This window comes from Limnoglobus roseus (genome assembly GCF_008254045.1).
In the GTDB taxonomy this organism is placed as follows: Bacteria; Planctomycetota; Planctomycetia; order Gemmatales; family Gemmataceae; genus Limnoglobus; species Limnoglobus roseus.
This window is the reverse complement of the sequence record NZ_CP042425.1, coordinates 5,542,508-5,565,663: the sequence shown is the minus strand read 5'-3', so window position 1 is coordinate 5,565,663 and position 23,156 is coordinate 5,542,508. Positions and strand designations below refer to the sequence as shown.

At 64.8% G+C, this 23,156-nt stretch carries 21 protein-coding genes and 2 pseudogenes; 12 read left to right on the top strand and 11 right to left on the bottom strand.

Translation table 11 applies throughout. The features are described 5' to 3' along the window. The first annotated feature begins 53 nt into the window (after window positions 1-53). The 7 genes from PX52LOC_RS23545 (at window position 54) to PX52LOC_RS23515 (ending at window position 4,542) form a co-directional block, all read left to right on the top strand. Window positions 54-506 carry an alpha/beta fold hydrolase gene (locus tag PX52LOC_RS23545; RefSeq protein WP_149112377.1) on the top strand — a complete coding sequence of 151 codons (453 nt, stop codon included), beginning with the start codon at window positions 54-56 and terminating at the stop codon, window positions 504-506. Further along, entirely contained in the window at window positions 503-1,495 is a 993-nt protein-coding gene (locus tag PX52LOC_RS23540) for a DUF1569 domain-containing protein (RefSeq protein WP_149112376.1), read from the top strand. The genes PX52LOC_RS23545 and PX52LOC_RS23540 overlap by 4 nt, the downstream gene beginning before the upstream one ends. Window positions 1,496-1,625: 130 nt before the next feature. Further along, entirely contained in the window at window positions 1,626-2,687 is a 1,062-nt protein-coding gene (locus PX52LOC_RS23535; RefSeq protein WP_149112375.1) for a DMT family transporter, read from the top strand. Window positions 2,688-2,699: 12 nt separating this feature from the next. After that, window positions 2,700-3,044 (top strand): TfoX/Sxy family protein, encoded by a 345-nt coding sequence (locus tag PX52LOC_RS23530; RefSeq protein ID WP_149112374.1) that lies wholly within the window; start codon window positions 2,700-2,702, stop codon window positions 3,042-3,044. A 3-nt stretch (window positions 3,045-3,047) separates the two neighbouring features. Beyond that, window positions 3,048-3,521, top strand: a complete 474-nt coding sequence (locus tag PX52LOC_RS23525) for a cupin domain-containing protein (RefSeq protein ID WP_149112373.1) — start codon at window positions 3,048-3,050, stop codon at window positions 3,519-3,521. A 15-nt stretch (window positions 3,522-3,536) separates the two neighbouring features. After that, the gene (locus tag PX52LOC_RS23520; protein ID WP_149112372.1) at window positions 3,537-3,962 is read left to right on the top strand and encodes a hypothetical protein; all 426 of its coding nucleotides are present in this window, start codon (window positions 3,537-3,539) and stop codon (window positions 3,960-3,962) included. Further along, window positions 3,952-4,542: a GyrI-like domain-containing protein gene (locus tag PX52LOC_RS23515; protein ID WP_168219165.1), complete on the top strand. Its 591-nt coding sequence runs from the start codon at window positions 3,952-3,954 to the stop codon at window positions 4,540-4,542. The genes PX52LOC_RS23520 and PX52LOC_RS23515 overlap by 11 nt, the downstream gene beginning before the upstream one ends. Before the next feature lie 223 nt (window positions 4,543-4,765). Here PX52LOC_RS23515 and PX52LOC_RS23510 read toward each other — a convergent pair whose 3' ends face one another. The 3 genes from PX52LOC_RS23510 to PX52LOC_RS23500 form a co-directional block, all read right to left on the bottom strand. After that, entirely contained in the window at window positions 4,766-7,993 is a 3,228-nt protein-coding gene (locus tag PX52LOC_RS23510; protein ID WP_149112370.1) for a hybrid sensor histidine kinase/response regulator, read from the bottom strand. 229 nt (window positions 7,994-8,222) lie between these two features. Continuing rightward, the gene (locus tag PX52LOC_RS23505) at window positions 8,223-9,785 is read right to left on the bottom strand and encodes an ATP-binding response regulator (protein WP_149112369.1); all 1,563 of its coding nucleotides are present in this window, start codon (window positions 9,783-9,785) and stop codon (window positions 8,223-8,225) included. Continuing rightward, complete coding sequence (locus tag PX52LOC_RS23500; RefSeq protein WP_261368421.1) at window positions 9,782-11,641, bottom strand: sensor histidine kinase; 1,860 nt, start codon at window positions 11,639-11,641, stop codon at window positions 9,782-9,784. The genes PX52LOC_RS23505 and PX52LOC_RS23500 overlap by 4 nt, the downstream gene beginning before the upstream one ends. Before the next feature lie 382 nt (window positions 11,642-12,023). On the opposite strand from PX52LOC_RS23500, the gene PX52LOC_RS23495 reads away from it, so the two are divergent. The 3 genes from PX52LOC_RS23495 to PX52LOC_RS23485 all read left to right on the top strand — a co-directional run bounded on the left by PX52LOC_RS23495 (window position 12,024) and on the right by PX52LOC_RS23485 (window position 15,649). Next, window positions 12,024-13,985, top strand: coding sequence for a hybrid sensor histidine kinase/response regulator (locus PX52LOC_RS23495; protein ID WP_149112367.1), 1,962 nt, complete (start codon window positions 12,024-12,026; stop codon window positions 13,983-13,985). Beyond that, a complete protein-coding gene (locus PX52LOC_RS40895) occupies window positions 13,982-14,284 on the top strand; it encodes a response regulator (RefSeq protein WP_261345036.1) in 303 nt (100 codons plus the stop codon). Before PX52LOC_RS23495 ends, PX52LOC_RS40895 begins: the two co-directional genes overlap by 4 nt. Before the next feature lie 120 nt (window positions 14,285-14,404). Continuing rightward, window positions 14,405-15,649, top strand: coding sequence for an MFS transporter (locus PX52LOC_RS23485; protein ID WP_218575146.1), 1,245 nt, complete (start codon window positions 14,405-14,407; stop codon window positions 15,647-15,649). Here the strand turns inward: PX52LOC_RS23485 and PX52LOC_RS23480 are convergent. After that, window positions 15,595-16,632 carry a bile acid:sodium symporter family protein gene (locus PX52LOC_RS23480; RefSeq protein ID WP_149112366.1) on the bottom strand — a complete coding sequence of 346 codons (1,038 nt, stop codon included), beginning with the start codon at window positions 16,630-16,632 and terminating at the stop codon, window positions 15,595-15,597. The genes PX52LOC_RS23485 and PX52LOC_RS23480 overlap by 55 nt on opposite strands. A 217-nt stretch (window positions 16,633-16,849) precedes the next feature. On the opposite strand from PX52LOC_RS23480, the gene PX52LOC_RS23475 reads away from it, so the two are divergent. Beyond that, window positions 16,850-17,524: a haloacid dehalogenase type II gene (locus PX52LOC_RS23475; RefSeq protein WP_149112365.1), complete on the top strand. Its 675-nt coding sequence runs from the start codon at window positions 16,850-16,852 to the stop codon at window positions 17,522-17,524. 289 nt (window positions 17,525-17,813) lie between these two features. After that, entirely contained in the window at window positions 17,814-18,281 is a 468-nt protein-coding gene (locus PX52LOC_RS23470) for a GNAT family N-acetyltransferase (RefSeq protein ID WP_149112364.1), read from the top strand. A 21-nt stretch (window positions 18,282-18,302) separates the two neighbouring features. On the opposite strand, the pseudogene PX52LOC_RS23465 reads toward PX52LOC_RS23470, so the two are convergent. From PX52LOC_RS23465 to PX52LOC_RS23440, 7 genes and pseudogenes are all read right to left on the bottom strand, one after another. Beyond that, window positions 18,303-18,740 (bottom strand): annotated as a pseudogene (locus tag PX52LOC_RS23465) (DoxX family protein). A gap of 91 nt (window positions 18,741-18,831) precedes the next feature. Beyond that, window positions 18,832-19,350: a CIA30 family protein gene (locus PX52LOC_RS23460; protein WP_149112363.1), complete on the bottom strand. Its 519-nt coding sequence runs from the start codon at window positions 19,348-19,350 to the stop codon at window positions 18,832-18,834. Between the two features lie 39 nt (window positions 19,351-19,389). Beyond that, window positions 19,390-20,460, bottom strand: coding sequence for a GNAT family N-acetyltransferase (locus PX52LOC_RS42060; RefSeq protein WP_218575144.1), 1,071 nt, complete (start codon window positions 20,458-20,460; stop codon window positions 19,390-19,392). After that, complete coding sequence (locus PX52LOC_RS44055) at window positions 20,457-20,888, bottom strand: ACT domain-containing protein (RefSeq protein ID WP_218575454.1); 432 nt, start codon at window positions 20,886-20,888, stop codon at window positions 20,457-20,459. The genes PX52LOC_RS42060 and PX52LOC_RS44055 overlap by 4 nt, the downstream gene beginning before the upstream one ends. Further along, window positions 20,871-21,785, bottom strand: a pseudogene (locus tag PX52LOC_RS23445) (nitrilase-related carbon-nitrogen hydrolase); the annotation flags it as partial. The pseudogene PX52LOC_RS23445 and the gene PX52LOC_RS44055, both read right to left, overlap by 18 nt. Before the next feature lie 139 nt (window positions 21,786-21,924). After that, entirely contained in the window at window positions 21,925-22,047 is a 123-nt protein-coding gene (locus PX52LOC_RS43435; RefSeq protein ID WP_261345035.1) for a hypothetical protein, read from the bottom strand. Between the two features lie 119 nt (window positions 22,048-22,166). Next, entirely contained in the window at window positions 22,167-23,132 is a 966-nt protein-coding gene (locus tag PX52LOC_RS23440) for a DUF5677 domain-containing protein (RefSeq protein WP_149112362.1), read from the bottom strand. Window positions 23,133-23,156: the final 24 nt, after the last annotated feature.

The window sequence follows — 23,156 nt, the reverse complement described above, 5'->3', positions numbered from 1 at the left end:
AAGCATCGACCTTACCCGGTCGGCGCACCGCCGTTGGAGGAGGAATCCCGACGATGAAAATCCTTTTCCTCCACGGCTGGCACAGCGTTCCCGGCGGTGCGAAGCCGACGTACCTCGCCACGCACGGCCACGAGGTCGTCAACCCCGCCCTGGACGACGACGACTTCGCCGCAGCGGTGCGCACCGCCCAGGCCGAGTTCGACCAGCACCGGCCCCAGGTCGTCGTCGGTTCCAGTCGGGGTGGGGCCGTCGCCATAAACATCAACGACGGCGGGGCGAAACTAGTGCTTCTGTGCCCGGCGTGGAAGAAGTGGGGGACGGCGAGGACGGTGAAGCCGGGTACGGTGATCCTCCACAGCCGAGCCGACGACGTGATCCCGTTCGCCGATAGCAAGGAGTTGGCGAAGGACAGCAGGGCGACTCTGATCGAGGTCGGCACGGATCACCGGCTGGCCGAACCGGAGCCGCTGGCGGCGATGTTGAGTGCGTGCGAGGCCGGGTCATGACGCCGGGCGAGAAACGACCGCCGCCGAATCTCCGCATGATGTCCGACCTGCGGAACGAAGTGCGGGCGCTCGACGAGGCACGCCGTCAAGGACGCCTGGAGAAGTCCGGCGACTGGACTCTGGACCAGTGCTGTCAGCATCTCGGCAGGTGGATCGAGTTCTCCATCGACGGCTTCCCATTCAAGTACCCTTGGCGCTACCGGCTGTTTGGCCGACTCGTGCGATTATGGTCGTGGACGTGGCTGGTTTCGTTGGCGACCCGCCCCGGATTCAGGAACCCGCCGAGCGTTCAAGCAGTCGAGCCGGACCAGAAGATTCCTGACGGGGCCGGTGTCTCGTACTTGCTTCAACAGGTTGACCGGATCGACGCCGGGGAACGGATGACGCAACCGAGTCCCGTCGAAGGACCGATCACGCACGAGCAATGGTGGTACTTCCACCTGCAACACGCCAAACTGCACCTGAGCTTCCAGCACTATCAGCGGGGCGAATCGGGTACAGCGGGCGAAGAACGCATCGACATCGAACTGCGGGTCTGCCACACCGAGGGCAACCGCCCCGCAACGGAGGTCGTTGAAGCGATTCGGCTCTCTCCTCACCAATTCAGGCTCCTCTACTCGCCGGGGATAGTGGAAGGGGTGGCGAAGGGCGACGTGATCGAGTTTTCCGACACCGACCCCAAAGGGTTCACCGTCGTCAGTCGTGCGGGCTACCTCTGCGTCTGGTTCTACTTCAAGGAGCAGGGGCGGAATCAAGGCCCGGACGGGGATCGTGTCCGTGCCGCCGTCGAGAAGTTCGGCGGCGTGTGCGACGGCGGCGGCAACACCAACCTCGTGTTCTCCGTGCCGGTGTCCTTCGGGTTCCCGGCAGTCGAGGCGCTGTTCAACGACCTCGTGGGCCAGTACCCCGCTTCCTCGTGGCTGTTCGGCAACGTCTACGACCCGTGGAACGACTTCAAGCCGCTGGGCTGGTGCGAGAAGAGAGAATGAGGGCGACCCACAAGCCACTCGTCCGTGACCCAGCCAGGGCTGGAGCCACAGATGGCCTTCGATGAATCCTTTGCCGCCCGCATTCGGGACGCTTTGAGCCGCTGGCGGTTAGGATGAAAGAATGCCGTCGATGAAACCCACACTCCCCATCGGGATCGGTTACGCCCTCGCCGCCGCCGCCCTCTTCGGCGCAAGCACGCCCCTGTCGAAGTTGCTGCTCGGCAGCGTGGACCCGTGGCTCCTGGCGGGCCTGCTCTACCTCGGTTCGGGATTGGGATTGTCCCTCTGGCTGTTGCTCGCTACTCGGCTGACCGGGAAGGGTTCCACCGAAGCGTCCTTGAAGCGGGCCGACCTCCCGTGGCTCGCCGGGGCGATTCTGTTCGGCGGCGTGGTCGGCCCGGTGCTGCTCATGCTCGGCCTCGCCGCCACCCCCGCCGCCTCCGCATCACTGCTCCTGAACCTCGAAGGCGTGCTGACGGCGCTCCTGGCGTGGTTCGTGTTCCAGGAGAACTTCGACCGTCGCATCGCCCTGGGGATGGCGTTCATCACCGGGGGCGGCGTGCTGCTCTCGTGGACCGGCGACACCGCAGCCGGGGTTCCGTGGGGGGCGCTCGCCGTCGCCGGGGCGTGCCTCGCCTGGGGGATCGACAACAACCTCACCCGGAAAGTCTCTGGCGGGAACCCCGTCCAGATCGCCGCCGCCAAGGGCGTGGTGGCGGGCGGCGTGAACCTGGGCCTCGCCCTCGTCGCCGGGTCGCACCTTCCGGCCTTCCCGACCGTACTGGCTGCCGGTACGGTGGGCCTGCTGGGGTACGGGGTCAGTCTGACGTGTTTCGTGCTGGCCCTGCGGCACTTGGGGACCGCCCGCACCGGGGCGTACTTCTCGCTCGCCCCGTTCGTCGGGGCGCTGTTGTCGCTGGCGATCTTCCAGGACGGACTTTCGATCCGATTCGGCTTTGCGGCGGCGCTCATGGGCGTCGGCGTCTGGCTGCACCTGACCGAGCGGCACGACCACGAACACACGCACGAGGCGCTGGAGCATGACCACAGCCACGTCCACGACGAACACCACCGGCACGACCACGGCCCCGACGACCCGCCCGGCGAGCCGCACAGCCACCCGCACAAGCACGAGGCCATGACCCACTCCCACGTCCACTATCCGGACACCCACCACCGGCACGAGCATTAGTCGGGAGACACGATGGCATTCAGCGAAACCCTGGCCCGCCGCACCCGTGTCGTGCTGGCCCGGAGGAAGAACGTCGAGGAGAAGAGGATGTTCGGCGGGGTCGGGTTCCTGCTGAACGGCCACCTGCTCGTCGCCGTCCGCAAGGATTCGCTCCTCGTCCGGCTCGGCCCGGAGGAGGGCCAGTGGGCGCTGTCGGAACCGCACGCCACCGCATTCGAGATCACGGGTCGGGGTACGATGGCGGGGTGGGTCGTCGTCGGCATCGAAGGGGTCGGGGGCGACGACGAGTTGAATGACTGGATTCGGCGGGCGGTGAACTTCGTCACGACGTTGCCTGCGAAACGAAAGGACGAGTAGGCTATGAGTCCGACCATCCGAACCCCCGCCGAGGGCCGCACCGTCGCCGTCGTCGGCGACGTGTACCGCTTCCTGGCGACGGGCGACGATACCAACGGCAAGTACGCCCTGTGGGAAGCCCTTGTGCCTCCGGGCGGCGGTCCGCCCCCGCACGTCCACAGCCGGGAGGAGGAAGGCTTTTACGTCCTCGACGGCGAAGTCACGGTCTTCATCGGTGACGAGAAGGTGGTGGCGACGGCGGGGGTGTTCGTCAACATGCCGGTCGGGACGCCGCACAGCTTCAAGAACGAGAGCGACCGCCCGGCCAAGATGCTGATCTCCGTCGCCGCTGCTGGTCTGGAGCAGATGTTCTTCGAGGTCGGCGTGCCGGTCGCCCAGGGAGCGACGACCGCCGCCCCGCCCACGAAGGCCGAGATCGAGAAGATGGCGGCGGCTGCGCCGAAGTACGGCATCGAGATCAGGTCGCCGGGGCATTGAACGGGAGTGGAAAGCATGACCGACCAAAAACCGGAAACGTACCGGCTTCTGGAACTGTTCCGGCCCGTCGCCCCGGTGATCCTGACGGCATTTAGCGGGATCGTGGTCTGGTCGTTTCACAACTTCGAGTGGCCGGGATTTTTGCTTTACCTGCTCGTCGGCTTTGTCGCCGGGAGCGTCGCCGGTGGACTCGTCGGCGTCCCGCTGATCTCGTCGTGGGCGGTGATGGGGGTGACGGGCGGGCTGTTCGAGGGTGCGTATCAGGGCTGGCAACTCCACGGGTGGATCGGCGCAGTTCTCGGCGGTCTGCTCGGAGTCGTCTGCGGCATCGTCGCCGCCGTGCTGCTGGCGATGCTCATGTCGCTCGTCCTGGTGTCGTGCGGCATCGACCCGTTCGTGAATGCGGACACGGGTGAAGGACGAAAGACCGATGCGGCATGACGGCGGCGGCGAAGCGGAAGAAGCAGGCGCAGAACTCACGCAGACCGAGGGCAGCGAAATGACCGTCGAGATCGTCGAGGAGCCGATCCGGTTCCACCTGCACGGCATCGGGGGCGTGGTCGAGGACGGGCGGTACGGCGAGGTCGGCTTCCGCCTGATGAACGAGATGTGGCGGGTCGTCAAAGGGGCCGGGGTTCCGACCACCGGCATCAACCATTGGGTGTACCTGCCCGAAAACAAGATGTTCGTCGGGGTCGAACTCCGAACCCCACAGCCGGTTCCAACGCCCGCTGCGCTGGAGCCGCTGGAGTTCGAGTTGCAGCGGTACATGAGGCACGTCCACGTCGGGCCTTACCAAGCGTTGCCCCAAAAGTGGACGGAGTTGAAGGCCGAGCTTGCGGCCCGTGGCGAGGTCATCGACTCGCCGTCGCTGGAAGTGTACGGCCACCACTGCGACGACCCGGCGAAGCTGGAGACGACGATCCTGATCGGCCTCCGGGCGGAACCCGAACGGACTGCGAACGTGTCCCCGCACGCCCCGTGCGACGAGCCGCCGAATTCCCGCTCCGAAGTGCCGTGACCCGCCGCCGTGGGTTAGAATGCCGGACCACTCCGCTCCCGGATCGCATCACCGCAGGCCCAGGGGCACGATGTAACGGCACACCGACCATCGGGAGGGAGGAATCCGTCCAAATCGCCGCAGCAAAGGGAGCGGTTGCGGGCAGCGTGATTGCCAGTTGGTAACATTCCGCTGTCAGCGTGCCATTTTTGAACTGTTCGGCAATCCACCGCCAAATAAGTCGCTACTTCTTGTCCAGAATTTGTCGCACCTTCCTCGCCAACGATTGCGGCGAGTACGGCTTCTGAAGGAAGGCGACTTCCGCTTCCAGAATGCCCTGCCTCACTGCTGAGTCGTCCGTGTAACCGCTGGAGAAAAGCACCTTCATGTGCGGGAACTGCTTTTTCACGGCTTCGGCCAATTCTCCGCCTCCCATGCCCGGCATCACTACGTCCGTCACCAACAGGTCGATAGACCCCTGGTGGTTCTCAATCGCCCGCAGCGCCCTCCTGCCGTCGCTCGCCGCCAGCACGTTGTAGCCGTAGGTCTGCAAGACCAGCAAAGCCAAACCACGAACTCCGTCCTCGTCCTTGACGAGCAGAATCGTTTCGGTCCCCCGCATGTCACCCTTTTCGGCACTTTCCTTGGCACTGTCGGCCAACTCCTTGATCGCCGGGAAATAGATTTTGAAGGTGGTTCCCAAGCCGGGTTCGCTGTAGACCTCGATGCGACCGCCACTCTGCTTAACGATGCCGTGGACCACAGACAGTCCCAGGCCGGTCCCCTTGCCCACGCCCTTGGTCGTGAAGAACGGCTCGAAGATGTGTGCCATGACTTCAGGGGTCATGCCGCTGCCGGAATCGGTCACGGCCAGCATGACGTACCGGCCCCCCTCGGCTTCAACGTGCGATTGGGCGTACTGCCCGTCCAAGTCCACGTTCCGGGTTTCGAGAGTCAACTTCCCGCCCCTGGGCATGGCGTCACGGGCGTTGACCGAGAGATTCATCAGGATTTGGTCCAGTTGGCCGGGATCGACCTTGACCCGGCTGATGTGCGGGTCGAGAACTGCGGTCAACAGAATGTCCTCGCCAATGAGTCGCCGCAGCATCTTCTCCGTTTCCCGTAAGACCGCATTCAGTTCCAATACCTTCGGCTCCAATACCGTCTGGCGGCTGAAGGCGAGCAACTGGCGGGTGAGCGAGGCTGCCCGTCCCCCGGCCTCGCTGATGGCCTTGACGGACTCTCGCACCGGGTCGCTCGCTCCCAAAGTCGAGAGCAAGATGTCGCTGTAGCCGGAGATGATGGTCAGCAGGTTGTTGAAGTCGTGAGCCACCCCGCCCGCAAGTTGGCCGACCGCTTCCATCTTCTGCGACTGGTGGAACGCCTGCTCCAAAACCCGGCGACCCGTCACGTCGGCCTGCACGCCGACGAAGTGGGCGAGTCTACCGTCGTCGTCCCGAACGGGGGTCACGAACAGGGCATTCCAGAACTTCGTCCCGTCCTTCCGGTAGTTGAGCAGTTCCACCGAACATTCCCGCCCGTCCCGAATTGCCGACCGGACGGTGGCGACCGCATCAGGCTCCGTCTCCTGGCCCTGGAGCAGTCGGCAATTCCTCCCCAAAACCTCATCGGCCCGGTATCCCGTGATGCGCTCGAATCCGTGGCTGGCATAGATGATCGGGTTGTCGGGTAGGTTCGGATCGGTAATCAGGATGCCCTGAGACACGGCTTGGATGGCACGGTCCCGCAGTCGCAGCGTCTTCTCCCCCTCACGACGGGAAGTGATGTCCTGAGCCAGCGAGATGCAGCCAATGAATTCGCCGTTCTCGCCCAGCAATGGCGTATTGGACCAGTCGCAGGTAATCACCCGCCCGTCTTTCGTTTTGTTTTCGCATTCCCCGTGGGCGTCCATGTCCCCCGCCTTGAGCCGCTCGAAGACTTTGCCCACGGCGGCTTGTGAGAGCGGCGGGACGATGACCTCGAACGGGTGCTTGCCCAGCACTTCCGCCTCGGTGAACCCGAACATCCGCTCCGCCGCCGGATTCCAGGCCGAATAACGCATGTCCGGCCCGGCCAGTAAGTAGGCCAGGGGCATCCGCTCGATGTGAAGTTGCAGCCGGGTAAGCACTGCGTCCCGCTGCTCGGTCAATTGCCGCTTCTCGGTCACGTCCTCCACGACACCCACGATCCGCACGATCCGGCCCGATTCCGTGATCGGATACCCCCTGATCCAGACCCGCCGCACGGACCCGTCGGGGCGCAGGACACGGCACTCCGTGTCGATGTGGCCCGTCCGGTACATGACGGAACTTTCACGGGTCATCATCTCCTGATCCAGAGGATGAATACCTTCCATGAAGGAGCCGGGGTTGTCGAGGAGGCTTTGACACGAGCGACCCCATATTTTCTCGTAGCCGGGGCTGACGTACAGGACACGGGCTTCCAGGGCGTCGAACATCCAGAGACTTTGGTGCAGGTGCGCCGTCAGTTCTCGGAACTGTGCCTCGCTTTTCGCCCGTAACCCCTCCTGCACCGACTGTGCGACGGATGCCGCCCGCAGATCATCGTTTGCCGTCCTCAACTCGATTGTCTGTTCCCGTACCTGGGTTTCCACCCCCTCGTGCGCCCGCAGGAGTTCTTCCTCCATTCGCTTCTGTTCGGTCATGTCCCGCATGATTTTGGAGTAGCCGGTATGCCGCCCGCTGGCGTCCTGCAATGGAGTCACGATGCCATCGGCCCAAAACCGCACGCCGCCCTTGCGGAGATGCCAGCGCACGTTGTCGGCCTGGCCCGTCTCCCCCGCAATGTGGATTTCTCGCTCCGGCACCCCGTCCCGAATGTCTTCGGGGGTGAAAATGACTGAGAACGGCTGGCCGAGGATTTCGGACTCGGAGTAACCCAGGGTCCGCTCGGCGGCTTCGTTCCAACTGGTGATGCCCCCGCCGAGGTCCATCGTGAAGATGGTGTGGTCCTTGACGTGCTTGACCAGGGACGTGAAGCGGGTTTCCACTTCACGCCGATCCTGCTCGACTCTCTCGGCGGAGGCCAAGGCGTCCTTCAGGGCGTCGTCGCTGTGCTTTTGGGCCGTGCGGTCCCGCATGATCCTGGCGAAGCCCCGAAGCCGATGCCCCTCGTCCCACAAGGGGGAGATGGTCCCGCCCGACCAGAACCGGCTGCCGTCCTTGCGGACGTGCCAGCGTTCGTCCTCGCCCCGGCCCGTCTCCGCTGCCCTGTCCATCTCCCGCTGGGTCACCTGTTCGTTGTTGCTTTCGGGGGTCGAGAAAAGGGCGGTGGGTTGTCCGATGATCTCGCTCGCCGAGTAGCCCAGGAGTCGTTCCGCCCCAGGATTCCAGCTACACACCCGGCCCTCCGGGTCCGTCACGAAGATGGCGTAATCCTTGACGTTTTCGACGAGGAGGCGGAAGAGTTCGCCCTCTGTCGCCTCGCCACTGTTCGGTTCAAGTTCGGTCATTACGCACCCCCCGGCTCCCAAGAGGGAGATGATCTGCCCGGAATACTCCCGGTCGAAACCACTCTGCCTACGCAGAAGCCGTTGTGGCGCTCACTACCAACCACCGGCTGTTCTGCACGTGGGGGCAGTCGGCTGCGAATGCCGACCGTTCACGCCTGTGCATCGTGCGAAGCGATCATTCGCCCCGGCGTGGATGTACTTCGGAGAGGGAAGTAGATTGCGCACAGGCTCATTCTTTCCCTTCAACAGGCGCATTCGCTTCCGCCCGCCCGGTGTTCCTGGGCAGATAGACACGGAATGTGGTCCCCTCGTGCAGCACGCTCTCCACGGTGATGTCGCCGTCGCACTGCTTGACGAAGCCGTAAATCGCCGCCAATCCCAACCCGGCCCCGACGCCCGCCTTCCGTGTAAAAAATGGCTCGAACAGATGGCTAACCGCATTCGGATCCATACCCGTTCCGGTATCGGAAACGGTCAGAAGGGCGTAGGGGCCGGGACGGACTTCCGGGTGGTCGAGGGCGTAGTCCTGTCCGAGTTCGACGTTCGCCGTCTGGATGCTCAGTTGCCCGCCGTTCGGCATCGCCTCACAAGCGTTTCGGGCCAAGATCAGAACAGCCTCCTCAAGCTGATCGGCATCGGCCTTCGCCGATCCAAGCCCCGGTTCCAAACGCAAATCGAGTCGGACACCGCCCTGCATGTTCCGGAGGACTTGGGCCAGACCGCTGACCACTGCGTTGAGGTCCACGGGCCGCACGGTCAAGATCGACTTCCGACCGAATGCCATCAGCTTTTGGGTCAGTGTCGCCGTCCGAGTCGCCGCCCGTTGGATTTCCCTGGCGCTATCAACGAAGGGGTCGTCCGGCTTCATCCCCTGAAGCATGATCTCGCTGTAACCGAGAACCGTTGTCATCAGATTGTTGAACGCATGCGCCACGCCCCCAGCCAATTGCCCGATGGCCTCGACCTTCTCTGCCTGTGTCGCCTTGTACTCCTGGTGCATTTGCCTGGTCACGTCTCGAAACACCACCACTTTGCCCATAGCAACGCCCTGCTCGTCGGAGATGAGTGCGACGGAGTTCTCAATCGCCGTTTCGGAATTGTTCCGGGCGATGAGTCGCATGCGCCGACTCGACGTGTCACCTGGCACTGACGGCGCAAGGAGAGATGGGATGGGCTGCGGCACATCCGCCTGAACGAGCCGAACGACTCCTTCCACAGGCTGACCGAGTGCGTCGTCTGCGGCCCAGCCGGTCAGACGTTCTGCCAGGGGGTTCATGTAGGTGACGCAACCGCCGTTGTCCGTGGCGACCACCGCCACGCCGATACTCTTGATCGTGGCGGCGACCCACATCTCTCGCTGCTGTTGCCGCCGCTCCATCAGGTGCTTGTGCAAGGCCGTCTCGATGACGACGAGTAGGTCTCGCTCGTCGTAGGGCTTGAGGATGTACCCGAACGGCTCGGTCAGCTTCGCCCGGTCGAGAATTTCCGTGTTCGAGTAGGCCGTCAGGTAGACCACCGGGAGCCGGAACCGCTTGCGGATAGTTGCCGCCGCCTCCACCCCGTCCACGGCCCCTTCCAGGTGGATGTCCATCAGTACCAGATCGGGGCGGGTCACGTCACACAGCCGGACGGACTCCTCCCCGGACGGCACGCTCCCGACGACTTCGTAACTCAAATTGGTCAACTGTCTCCGCAGGCTCCTCGCCACGATGCGTTCGTCCTCGACCACCAGGATGCGGGCGGGCCGCACACGCACTTCGTGCCGCTCTTCCCGTTGGGCCGTGGCGATCATGGGTGGTCCTCTCTTTGGACGGAACTCGCTTTACGTTTGGGGAACAAAATCCGAAACGTGGTCCCCCCGTCCCTGCTGACTTGCAACCGACCGTGAAGCTGGTCCACCAGGTCGGCGATCAATTCCATCCCGAAGGTCGTCGCCGACTGCGGCACGATGGCCGCTGGCAGGCCGACGCCATCGTCGCTCACGCTCAGTAGAAATTCGCCGCCGTTGAACGGGCGCAGGTCGATCCGAATATGCCCCGACTCGTGGCCCACGAAGGCGTGCTTCAAGCAGTTCGAGATCAATTCGTTCAGGAGCAATCCGACCGGAACGGCGGCGTCGATGGGCAACCGGACGCCTTGAACGTCAACCGCCAGTTTGATGCGGTCGGTGTCCGTCTGTTGCGACTTGAACAGGTGATGCGCCAGGCTCTCGATGTAATCCGTGAAGTCCACCTGGGCGATGTCGTGGGAGCGGTAAAGGCGTTCGTGGACCAGGGCCATCGACCGCACCCGGTCCTGGGTCTTGCGAAATATCCGAATGCTCGCTTCGTCCTGTGTGTGTTCGGACTGCAAGTGCAGGAGGCTGGAGATCACTTGCAGGTTGTTCTTCACCCGATGATGAACTTCTTTCAGTAGGACTTCCTTCTCCTCCAGTGACGCCTTGACGGCCTGCTCCAACCGGAAACGGTCGCTGCAATCCCGGATGTTGCACTGCAACACCCGGCGACCATCCGCCTCGTAGCAATTGCTGACGAACTCGACATCCACTCTCTTTTTATCACGGGTTTCGAGCGGCAAGTGTTCGTACCGGATGTACCCGTTGGCTTGCAGTTCCCGGAACGCCGCCTGGTTCGCCGTGATGTCGTGGAACAAGCCGATCTCCCACAGTTCCTTACCCAGGAAGTGGGAGTGGTCGTACCCCAGCAACTCGCTCATGAACGGGTTGGCGTCGATGATTCTCCCGGTCGTCTCGTCGAGGATCAGGATGCCGTCCCTGGCACTCTCGAAGAGTCGCCGATACTGAACCTCCGACTTCCTCCAGGCCGAATCCTCCAACCGGCGAGACGTTTCGGCCCGCCTGCGGTCGGTCACGTCCTCGATGGCGAGCAGGATCAGGACCGGGCCATTTTCTTGCGCCGGGATGCTCCGGGCGTTGAGCAGCACGACCCTTTGGCCGATGGTCGGAAACGCATGTTCGACCTCGAAGTCTTCGACGGCGTTGTGATCGGCCAACATCTCGTCGAGTACCTTCCGCAGGCGGGGATGGCCCCATTGGCCGTTGTCCAACTCGAAGAAGGAACGCTTTTCCGTCTCCGTCCTGGAAACGTGGAACGTCCTGTAAAAAGCGTCGTTTGCGGTCTGTACTACGAAACTCTGGTCGAGGACGACGAACGGTTCCCGGAGGGTGGCGATGATGCCCTCGGCATAGGCGAGAACGGCGTGCGCCGCTCTCTCTCGCTGCCTCCGCTGGGTGACATCCCGGAAGACCAGAACGACCCCGCCGACCTCGCCAGCCGCATTGCGTATCGGGGCCGCACTGTCCTCAACGACACGCTCCGTCCCGTCCTTCGCAACCAGCAGGGAGTGGCCTTCCGACACAACGCCCGCCCGCAAGGCCCGGACGGCGGGACTTTCGAGGGGCAAGTGACCCTCCTCGCTGACGCTGGTGAAGACGCTCTCCAGCGGGTGGCCGACCGCCTCGTCCTGCGTCCACCCGGTCAAAGATTGAGCCACCGGGTTGAGGAGTGTGACGTGGCCGGTGGCGTTGGTGGTGATTACCGCATCGCCGATGCACGACAGCGTGACACGGAGCCATTCCCGCTCGTCGTGAGCGGCTCCTGCGTCAGGTCGAACGGGAGTTGTTGGGATGGCATCCTCACTTCACCTGATACTGTAGGGCTTCTTGGAAATTCGGCCAGTCCCTGCGCCAACCGTTCGCCCGTGACGAGCGGACGCCGCACACGGCCCGGTCAATAGTCATCCGGTTAGACGTGAATGAGACGCTGCTCTAGCGTGCATTCGCCAGCAGCAAGAGTGGCATCGACACCAAAATGGGGTGACGATGTTTCCCTCCGTGGGTTCGCCGTCTGGTCTTTCACCATCGTCGAACCGGGCAGCAGCGGATGCCCGTTGCGGTCGGAGTTCCCGTTGTCCAGGGCGACGACCGGCCCGCCGTAGACTCGATCTGTCAGCCGCCGCTTTCAGTACAATAACACGGTCACACCGGCAATACGGCACAAGGTTTCCGAGGATGGCGAACGAAAGCATCGCTGGCGGCGGCACGTCTGGCCCTTCACCGGAGGACGGCGAAGCGGTCCATGACGACCGGCACTGGCTGCTCGCCACGCTTTCGAGTATCGGCGATGCCGTCCTCACGACGGACGCTGAACTGCGGGTCACGTTCATGAACCCGGTCGCCGAGTCCTTGACGGGGTGGGCGGCGCAGGAGGGGGTGGGCCAGCCGCTCGATAACTTGTTCCACATCATCAACGAGGAGAGCCGCCAAACGGTCGAGAATCCCGCCGTGCCCGCCTTCCGAGAAGGTCGCACGTGTAAGTTGGCGAGCCATAGCCTGCTCATTTCCAAGGACGGCACGGAACGACCGATTGACGACAGTGCCGCCCCGATCCGCAACGGGGGGGGCAAAGTTGCCGGGGTCGTGCTGGTCTTCCGAGACATCACCGCACGTCGGAAGACGGAGCGGGAGTTGGACAAAGCCCTCGCCTACGCCGATGACATCATAGCGACCCTGCGGGAACCGTTCGTCGTCCTCGACAGCACCCTGCGGGTGAAGACGGCGAACGTCGCCTTCTACACCTGGTTCCACGTGTCGAAGGGCGAAACGGAGGGCCGCTTCGTCTACGACTTGGGTGACGGGCAGTGGGACATTCCCGCTCTGCGGACGTTGCTGGATCAAGTCCTTTCACGGAGCGAAGCCGTCCAGGACTTCGAGGTCGAACACACGTTTCCGAGCGTCGGTCGAAAGTCCATGCTGCTCAACGCTCGGCCATTCCCACCCGACTCCAAAAACCCCGAATTGATCCTGCTCGCCCTGCAAGACGTTTCCGCCATGCGGGAGCGGGCCGACGAACTGGCCGAGGCCAGCCGCCACAAGGACGAGTTCCTGGCGACCTTGGCCCACGAACTGAGAAACCCGCTGGCCCCGATCCGCAACGCCGTCCAGTCCCTCGGCATTGCGGGATTGAAGGGGCCGGATGTGGAGAGAGCCAGAGATGTTATCGCCCGACAAGTGACGGTCATGGTGCGTCTAATTGACGACCTTCTAGACGTGTCCCGCATCAGTCACAACCAGTTGGACATGCGCAAGGAACGGGTCGAATTGGCGGCGGTTCTGGAGAGCGCTGTCGAGAGCAGCCGCCCCCTGATCCTTCAGTGCGGTCACGAACTCACGGTCAGCCTGCCGCCCCAACCGCTGAACCTGGATGCCGATCCCGTCCGGCTCGCCCAGGTTTTCCTGAACCTGTTGAACAACGCCGCCAAGTACACGAAGCGGGGCGGGCATATCCGGCTCACCGCCGAACGGGAAGGGAGTGATGCCGTCATCAGCGTGCGGGACGACGGCATCGGCATCCCCGCCGACATGCTGGGCCGCATCTTCGAGATGTTCACGCAGGTGGATCGGTCGTCGGAGCAGTCGCACGGCGGGTTGGGCATCGGCCTGACGCTGGTGCGGCGGCTGGTCGATATGCACGACGGGAGCATCGAGGCCCGCAGCCCCGGCCCCGGTGGGGGGAGCGAGTTCGTCGTCCGTCTGCCCCTCATCCCGCCGCCGCACGAAACGCCGCCGAAGAGTGACGGGCCGAAGGCGAAAGCCCTGAGCGGGTGTCGCATTCTGGTGGTGGACGACAACAAGGACTCGGCTGACAGCCTGGGGGACTTGTTGGGGATCATGGGTAACGACATTCGCACCGCACACGACGGCCTTGAGGCGGTGGAAGTAGCGGAAGCGTTCCGCCCGGAGTTGGTGCTGCTGGACATCGGCCTTCCCAAACTGAACGGCTACGAAGTCGCCCGGCGCATCCGGCAGCAGCCGTGGGGTCGGGACATGATGCTGATCGCTTTGACCGGGTGGGGGCAGGACGAAGACAGACGCCGTTCGCAGGAAGCCGGGTTCAACCTCCACGTCGTCAAGCCGGTGGAACTTGCGGCCCTCGAAAAGCTGCTGGCCGGGGTGCAGCCGACGCCAAGGTGAGATCGGGCGAGCGGGTTGCACAAAACCACGACGGGCCGATTGATCTGGTCGAGACCGACGTAGTGATGCCGCTCATCGGTGGTCGCCAACTGGCGGAACGGGTGGAGGCCATGCGACCCGGCGTGAAAGTTTTGTTCCTGTCGGGCTACACGGATGATGCCGTCGTTCGGCACGGCATCCTTCAAGCCGATGTTGCCTTCCTCCAAAAGCCCTTCTCTCCGACCGCCCTTGCCCGGAAAGTGCGGGATGTGTTGGACGAGAAGGAGTCATCAGCGTCCCGAACGCTGGCGACATCCTGATGGCCTTGGTGGGAGCCGTCTCCTCCTCACCCACGGTGGACCGCCGCCCCCACCTACAGTACCATCAGACGCAGAACGTAGCCGGACCTCGCCTTTCGGGTATCGGGAGGGAAACGTCCCTTGGGCATCGCCGGGAAGCTGACACGGGACGGGTGGCTGCTGTTCGCCACCCGCTGTTCGAGGATGTTCGCCTACGGCCTGCTCTCGGTCGTGCTGGTCCTCTACCTCGTCGAAGTCGGGCTGACGGGGTGGGAGGTCGGGCTGCTGCTGTCGTTCACGCTGGTCGGGGACACGGCGATCTCCCTCTGGCTGACGACAACCGCTGATCGGTTCGGGCGGCGGCGCACGCTGGTCGCCGGGGCCGTCCTCATGGCCCTGGCCGGGATCGTCTTCGTCTCCACCGACAGCTTCGTTCTGCTGCTCCTCGCCGCCACCATCGGCGTCATCAGCCCCAGCGGGAACGAGATCGGGCCGTTCCTGTCCGTCGAGCAGGCGGCGCTCTCCCACATCGTCAGCGACGACCGCCGCACCGACGTGTTCGCTTGGTACAACCTCGTCGGCTCGTTCTCGACGGCGCTGGGGGCGCTGGCGGGCGGGCTGATCGCCCAGCAAGCCCAGCACATGGGCTTGGTCGGAGCCGCCGCCTTCCGCCCGGTGCTGCTGGCCTACGCCGGGATCGGGCTGGCGCTGGTCGGCGGCTTCGTGTGGCTCTCGTCGGCGGTCGAGGCCACGAGGGACGAGTCCCGCCCGGCCCCCAAGGTGGTGCTGGGCCTGCACGAGTCCCGCCGCACCGTGTTCAAGTTGTCGCTCCTGTTCGCCCTGGACGCCCTCGGCGGCGGGTTCGTGATCCAGAGCCTCATCGCCTACTGGTTCTACCTCACCTACAAGCTCGACCCGGCGATGCTCGGGACGATCTTCCTGTGCGCCAACCTGCTGGCCGGGGTGTCGGCACTGGCGGCGGGGTGGCTGGCCCGCCGCATCGGGCTGCTGAACACGATGATCTTCACCCACCTGCCGTCGAACGTGCTGCTCGTCCTCGTCCCGCTGATGCCGGACGTGTATTGGGCGGTCGGCGTGCTGCTCGCCCGGTTCAGCATCTCGCAGATGGACGTGCCGACCCGTCAGGCGTACACGATGGCGGCGGTGCGGCCCGACGAGCGCTCGGCGGCGGCGGGCGTGACGGGCGTGGCCCGGTCGGTGGGCGCTTCCATCCCGCCGGTGGTGGCGACGGTCCTCGTGGGCAGCGTGGGGTGGGCGAGCGTCCCGTTCTTCCTCGCCGGGGGACTGAAGATCGTGTACGACGTGCTGCTCTACCGGGCGTTTGCGGGGGCCGGGTCTTCGGAACGGCGGGAGAACATCCGGTGATACACCAGCCCGGCGACGAGGTGCTGCACGAGGTTATAAAAGATGATCGGCAGGAGGACTTGGGGGTGGTCGGCCAGGGCCATCGACGCCAGCACGAGGCCGGTCCCGTTGTTGTTCATGCCCAGGCCGAACATCAAGGCGATCTTCTCGGTCTCGTCGGACTTGCGCAGCCGGGCGATCAGCCACCCGGCGAAAAAGGCCACGCCGCACAGCGATAGCGTGATCGCCAGAATCACGGCCAGGAAATCGGGGTCGGGGACGGCGACGGCCTGCGGGAGAGACACCGAAGCGTTGGCGTAATTGAGGAGCAGCAGGACGACGGTGTTCGCCAGCTTCAAAGACGGCTTGGCTCCGGAGACTTTTCTCTCGCCCAGCAAGCGGCGGCAGGTAATCCCAAGGACCGAGGGGACGATCACCGAGATCAGGAGGAACCAGCCCGTGCCGGACCCCGCCAACTCGTGCAAGTCCTCGGAGTAGTCGCCGGTGGTCATGAGTCCGACCGAGTGCAGGGCGAGTGGCGTCGTGAGCGGGCTGAGGAAGGTCGAGCCGAGGACCAAGCCGAGGCTCAGGGCCAAGTTGCCGTTCGCATTCTGCGACCAAGCGGTCGAGGAGCCTGCAATCGGCATCGAGGCGACGAGGGCCAAGCCGACGAGGATGTGCTGGACCTCATCGGGGTTGTGCCACAGGCGCATCGTGAGCATGACCACGGCGATGAAGGCGACCGGGACCAGCAGGTTGGCGAGCAGGCCGAACACGAGGAGGAAGGGGTCGCCCCGCAGTTTCCTGAGTGCCGAGAGGTCCACCCCCAGCCCGGCGTTGAACAGCAGGAAGGCGAGCATCGCCATCGGCAGGCTGATCGCCCCCACGGACAGGGACCGGATCGAGAGGCCGAGCGCCGGGAAAACTGCGGCCACGAGGTACGAGCCGATCAGCAGCCAGATGAACCGGGCGTGGACGAAGTGGGTGAGCTTGGCGAAGACCATCACGGCTCCCGTTCCGAGTCGGCGTTCCCGCCTTCCGGCGTGAGCGGGGGCGACCACGGCGATGACCTGTGGCCGGAAAAAGTCGCTCGTCCACGCCGTTCTGAGCGCCGGAACCCGCCCGACAGCTTTAATGTGCAAATATGGTGCGGGGGCTGCAACGTAGAACACGACGACCGCCCCACTACGGTAACGAAGTAACCGCAAAGGACACTCGCACATGGCACGGCCCAAGGTGATCTTGTTCGACGTGAACGAGACGCTGCTCGACCTGACGCCCGTGAAGGAGAGCGTCGGCAAGGCACTCGGCGGTCGCCCGGAGCTTGCCCCGCTGTGGTTCACGACGCTCCTCCAGTATTCGCTCGTGGCGACCGTGGCCGACCACTACCTCGACTTCGGCGAGATCGGGGCGGCGTGCCTGCGCATGGTCGCACGGAACCACGGCGTCGGGTTGTCCGAGAAGGAGGCCCAGGAAGCCGTGGCCCCGATGCGGTCGCTGCCCCCGCACCCTGACGTGATCCCGACACTCGGACGCCTGCGGGACGCCGACTGCCGACTGTTCACGCTGACGAACTCCTCGAAGGCGGCGGTCGCCGACCAGATGAAACACGCCGGGCTGACGGAGTTCTTCGAGGCACTGCTGAGTGTGGAGGACGTGGGGAAGTACAAGCCGCACGCCGACGTGTACCGCTGGGCGGCGGGCCGGGCCGGGGCCGACGTGTCCGAGTGCCTGCTCGTCGCCGCCCACGGGTGGGACGTGGCGGGGGCGGCGTGGGCCGGGATGAAAACCGCCTTCGTCGCCCGCCCCGGACAACAGTTGTTTCCGCCCGGCCCGGCGATTGACATCACGGTTCCGTCACTAGCCGAACTGCCGGGCGAGTTGGACCGCTTGTAGCCGGGCGTCAACCGCCCTCGCTCGCCACCAGTTCCTTCTCGATCACCGCCTCCAGCGTCTCAGCGTTTTGCTGTACCGGGCGTTTGCGGGCAGCAAGGGCGACACCGACACGAAGTAGGCGGCAGGCCGATGTTCCTCGTCTGGCTCGTTCTGATCGGGTCGAAGGTGCTGGGGCGGAGTGTCGGGCACTGCGAAGTAGGAGACACAGTGGGCCATTCGGCACTGCGAACCCCTCGGCGGTGAGCGGCCTCCGGTATGAATTGCCTCCCAACGACTGGAGCGTAGACCGATGATCCGACCCATCGTGCCCGCCGACTCACCGGCCCTCGTCGCCCTGTCCGGGAGTAGCGGGCTGTTCCGGCCCGACGAGTTGGACGCCGTTCACGGAATGCTGGACGAGTACCACGCCACGAACGCCTCCAACGGCCACCGCATCCTCGCCTACGAGGACGGCGGCACGCCGGTGGGCATCGCCTACTTCGCCCCGAAGGAGTTCACCGACCGGGTGTGGGAGTTGCTGATGATCGCCGTGGACGCACCCCGCCACCGGCAGGGGATCGGTTCCACGATGCTCTTGGCGGTCGAAGAGGCGGTGCGGGCGGCGAACGGGCGGTTGCTGCTGATCGAGACGAGCGACAAGTCGAGCTTCGAGCGGACCCGGCAGTTCTACCGCAAGCACGGGTACGCCGAGGTCGCCCACATCCCCGACTTCTTCGCCGACGGCGACGGCAAGGCGTCGTTCGTCAAACGGCTCTGACCGAACCCGGCTAACGCCCGCTCATCGCCCGGCGCTTGCGAGCCGGGAGTCGAGGGACCACCGCCCGGCCCCGACGACCAGCAGAAAGAGCGAGCCGAGGAGCATCGAGTAGTCCGTTCGGATGCGGTTCGCCATGAATCAGAAGCCCTCTTTTTCGAGGACGGGCAACTGCGTGGAGTAGATCGCCACGAGCATGATGCAGATGGTGGGGACGACGGCCAAGCGGGTGAGAAGGCCGATCAGGATCAGCGCCCCGCACACGACCTCGAAGACGCCGACGAACGGCCCAAAGAATTCCGGGGAGGGGATGCCGAGGGTGGCGAACCGCCCGGCCCCTCGCAGGTCGGGGTAGAGGAACTTCTGGACGCCTTCGGACAGGAACACCCCGCCGACCATCAGCCGCACGAGCAGGACGGCGGGCGGGGCGTCCGTCGCAAGCACCCGTTTGTACGCTGTCATTTCAGACCTCTCGGAGTGATCTCACCGCAGTGACAACCTGCTAACGCTGCGGCGGGCGGCGGGCGTGGGTACGGACTTGTTTGATGCCGGTTTATACCGCCCGGACCACCTTGACCCACTCGATTTCCAGCTTGAACGGCCCGGCCTTCTTGTCGCTCACCATGAAGCCCAGGGCGTTGACCTCGTTCGGCTTCACCGCACCGGCGTCCTTGACGACCCTCCCGAACGATGTCGCCTCGAACGTGTCCAGCGGCAGCGTGACCTCGACCCACTCGTCGCTCGTGGTCGTCACCGTCGCCCGGTACGAGAAGGCGACTTGCGGCCTGGGGACGTAGAGGTTCAGTGAATACTGCCGCCCGTCGCCCCGGACCCGCACCCGTAGGGCGTCACCACTCTCCAGACTCAGCTTCTTCGCCTTCGTGCGCACCGAGGCGAAGCCGCCGTTGTTCTCCAGGGATAGTGTGCCGAAGAACGCCAGCGTCTTCCGGTCGGTGATCTGGAACGTGCCCTCGGACACGCCGCCCATCACGCCGTCGTTGACCGCCTGCCACTCGGACGCAGCGCCGGGGAGGGAGAAGTCGAACAGAACGAGTCGGGTGTCTTCGGCCATGTTGATTCACCAGTCCCTCGTTACCGACTCGAATGGAACTTACCGCAGCACGAGGACGGCTTCCTCGCACTCCGGGTAGCGGTCGGTGGCGGGCGAGTGGCGAACCTCCTCGACGACGAACCCGCACTTCTGGAGAACCCGCAGGGAAGCCCCGTTGCTGGTGGCGGCGGTGGCGACCAGTGGGCGTTTCGTGACTTCGGCGAGCAACAGGTGTAACGCTCGGCTGGCGATGCCCATGCCCCAATACGCCCGGTCGATCCAGTACCCGACGTGATCCTCGCCGTCCATCGGGAAGCAGGAGATGTACCCGACCATCTGCCCGGCGAGCAGAACCGCCCTGGTGGTGTTCACCGGATCGCCCAGCGCCTTCGCCCAATGCGAATCGAACGCATCACGGCTTCGTGGGATCGTGACCGCCATGCGGTTCGAGTCCGGGTCCATTTGCAACTCGTACATGCGGGGCAGGTCGCCCGCCTCGACCGGACGCAGCCGAACCCGGTCGTACACCCCCGGTTGCCCGCTCTCCGATTTCTGGGCGATGAGGTAGACGTGGGCTTCGGGGTACTGGTCGTATTCGAGATGGCGAACGACGCAGCCCGCTTCGGCGAGGGCGTGCAGGGTCTTGGGGATGCCGAGCGTGGCGTGGTACATGGGCGGTCCCATGTGCGAGTCCCGCCTCTCCTCCGGGCCGTCCGGCCCGCCTGTCGTGAATACGAACACCCCGCCCGCCGCCAGCCCCCGACACAGCTTCGCCAGGACCGCCGCCTGTTGGACCAGCGGGACGTGCCACACGCTGTCCCACGCCACGATCAGGTCATACGACCGGGGCAGTTCCCACCCGCAAATGTCGGCATGGAACAGCCGGGCGTCCGGGTGGCGGTCCCGTGCGAGGGCGATCATGGCCGGGGACACGTCGATGCCGTCCGTGGCGAACCCGTGCGTGCGCAACAGGCCCATCAGCCGCCCCGTGCCGCACCCCACGTCGAGCGCAGCGCTCTTGCGCTTCACGAAGGCCACCGCCCGCTCAACGGGGGCGAACCCGTAGGCCGACAGATCGAGCCACCGCTCGGCGAGTCGGTCGTAGCTGGCGGCGACCTGTTCGGGGGTCATGCGCCCGCCCCCTCCACCCCATGCCCGGCGGCTCGCAGGGCATCGACCGCCACCGGGAAGTCGGCCTCCTTCACCAACAGGTAGTCGGTGTCGAACGTCGAGAACGCAAACACACCCACGCCCGCCTTGGCTATTGGGGCGGTGAGCGAGGCCAGCACCCCGACGACCGTGAACGGCATCGCCCCGGCCACCCGCAGGCAGCGCCACCCGACCTCGGCGTGCGTCCCCGGTGGGACCACATCCTCCCGGCACACCACCGATAGCTCATCGCCCGTGCGGGTGACGCTGAACACGTCGCCCGCCGTCGCCCACGCCGGGACCGCCGAGTCGGGCGGCAGCTTGCACACGGCGAACCGCCCGGCCACGCCGAGAAGCGTCAGGCCCGGCGTGGGCTGGGCGTGATTGGGCGAGAACACCACCGGCTTCATCGGGCGCTCGTTGACCTCCAGCCGGAACACGTCGGGCCGGGCGTAGTGGCCCACCACGTCGAAGTCGAACTTGGCCCGCACGAGGTCGGCCCGGTCGAGGGTCGCCGCCAGCACGCACTCCTCCCCGTACACCGGCCCGGCCAGCAATTCGCCTAGCGGCCCGACGACGCAACTGCCGCCCCGGATCAGCACGTCCTGGGAGGCGGGGAGGCGGTCGGTCGGGTAGCCGGGCGGGAGATCGGCCCGTCGAAGGTACTGGCAGGCCGACAGGACGAAGCACCGGCCTTCGAGGGCGATGTGCCGCACGGTCGGAACCCACGTCTCCCGGTCGTCCACCGTGACGGCACAGTACAATTCGACCCCTTTGGCGTACATCGCCGTCCGCAGTAGGGGCATGTAGTTCTCCCAGCAGATCACCGCCCCGACCCTGCCGAGCGGGGTGGCGACGACCGGGAGCGTAGACCCGTCGCCCTGGCCCCACACCACCCGCTCCAGCGCCGTCGGCACGAGCTTCCGGTGCTTGCCGAGCAGCCCGCCGTCCGGCCCGAACATCGCCGCCGTGCAGTACAGCGTCCCGCCGTCCCGCTCGACCACGCCGACGACGAGATACAGGCGGTGGTCCCTGGCGACCCCGCCGATGAACTCGGCCCCCAGCCCCGGTATGTCGATGGCGCTCTCGAAGTACCGGCGGAACTGGTCCCGGCCTTCCGGGGTGCGGACGCCGAGCGAGACGCCGAAGTCGTGCCCCTTCGGGTAGCCGCCGACGAACGCCTCCGGGAAGACGACCAGTTCGGCCCCCGTCCTGGTGGCGTCGGCGGCGAGGGCGGCGAGCTTCTGGAGCGTCCGTGGGGTGTCGAACAGGACCGGGGCGGCTTGCACCACGGCGACCCGCACCATCCCGGAACGAACAGATTCTCTACCAATTTGTTGGTCGGCCACGACGGACTCTCCGAACCACACTTCCGTCAGTTCATCGCCAGAATCGACAACTGGATGGTGGTTGCGAGCGACACCCACACGAAGTCCGGTAGCTGGGCTACAGCAGGATTGGGCTGGGAACGACCCCGCCGGATGCACTTCCCTTCTTGGCGTACAACTCGAAGACCTCGATGGCGAAGTCCAGGCAATCGTTGCTGAACCCCGCTGCCTGATCCAACATCTACCGACAGGTTTCAGCGTCCTTCCCGACTCACTGCCGGTCGAAGAACATCTTCCGAGTTATCTCGCCCACGTCCGACGCTCCCATGTGTCAAAAGGGATCGCTTCCCGCAAGCACTATTACTCGACGGACAGCCACGCCGGAAGGTGCTTCTTCATGTGGCCGAAGATGATGTGGAATCTCGGAACGACGCTTGCCGTCATGTGGTGGCGGAACGTCCCCTGCTGCTGCTTGTCGTAGAACTCCAGCAACTTGTCGAACGAAATCAGGAAGATCATGAACACGCCACGGAACAGCTTGTGATACCCGCCGGGGTGTCGTAGCTGGCGGATTTGCGTGATGTCGCCCCCGACTTCGGTGAAGCTGTCCAGGGCCGTGGCTGCGTGCGTGGAGTTCGACAACTCCTTGTAAATGAAGGCGTAGAGCGAAATCGAGCCGAGATTCTTCGCCAAGTCTCGGATGGAGTTCCCGCCCCCGAAAAGGCTGAACCATTCGGGGTCTTTCTGCTTCGACTTTCCGGCGGGCCGTTTTAGCCGCTCCCACTCTGCCAAGATCGGGGCGAACTTCGGGTCGGCCAACTTCGCCTCAACGACCGCTGCCCGTGCCGACAAGTCCTTCGGCATCTTGTCCAGGATGCCAGCGACAAGGGCATCTGACGCTAACTCGGCTTCGAGTTGCTTCCCGTCCGTGTGCGTCTTGTCGGCCATCCGAAGTTCTTTCAATCGCCGCTTGATCCGCACGAGTTCGTAGGCCAGCGCCCGATCTTCGTGCTTGTCCTGAACGATGTGGGCAATCCCCAGGTGGGATTCCAGCATCGACCGTAGCAAGGGCAGGCAGGCTTCGACGCAGCCCTTGCCCAGCAGGATGTTCGCCGAATCCATGTAGGCGAGTTGATGCCGGGCAAGTCCCAGCAGGGTGAAGTGGACCCGGCGGGTGTCCCCTTGGGCCTTCTTGATGCAGACGTGGATGACCTCGTTGCCGAAGCGGACTATTTCTTCCAAGAACTCGGAGCCTATGGCAAGAAGGTCACGGTACTTGACCAGAGACTCGTTATCCTCGCAGTAGTCTTCAAAGAACGGCTTCACCTTTCGCCCTCGTCCTGCCCATGT